Origin of the sequence: Mesorhizobium sp. M8A.F.Ca.ET.161.01.1.1 (assembly GCF_004792105.1) — a bacterium.
Lineage (GTDB): Bacteria > Pseudomonadota > Alphaproteobacteria > Rhizobiales > Rhizobiaceae > Mesorhizobium.
Map to the genome: position 1 here is coordinate 1 of NZ_SRTD01000366.1, position 309 is coordinate 309.

At 64.1% G+C, this 309-nt stretch carries 1 protein-coding gene; it reads right to left on the bottom strand.

The features are described from left to right. Positions 1-245, bottom strand: a 245-nt coding sequence (locus tag EN804_RS36100) for a transposase (protein WP_189602228.1), incomplete at its 3' end; no start/stop codon positions are given. Between the last annotated feature and the right edge of the window lie 64 nt (positions 246-309).

The following is a 309-nucleotide window of genomic DNA, read 5'->3' on the forward strand; positions in this document are numbered from 1 at the left end:
GAGCCCTTCCTCAGCTTTGGGATGCGGAGCTCGACCGTGCCGGCCCGCGTCTCCCAGTCCCTGTCGCGATAGCCGTTGCGCTGGACAAGCCGCAGCGGGTTCTTCTCGCCATGGGCCGCGGCGGTCGCCGCGCCCACTTCCAGCTCCATCAGCCGGTCAGCGGCAAAGCCGATCATCTCGCGCAAGATATCGGCGTCGGGGGTCTTCTCCACGAGCGTGCGCAGGTCCATCATGTCGTCGGTCATCGGTGCTTCCTTCGAATCAGGTTGTGTCAGCAACCCAACCCTACCGAAGAACATCGATGACCAC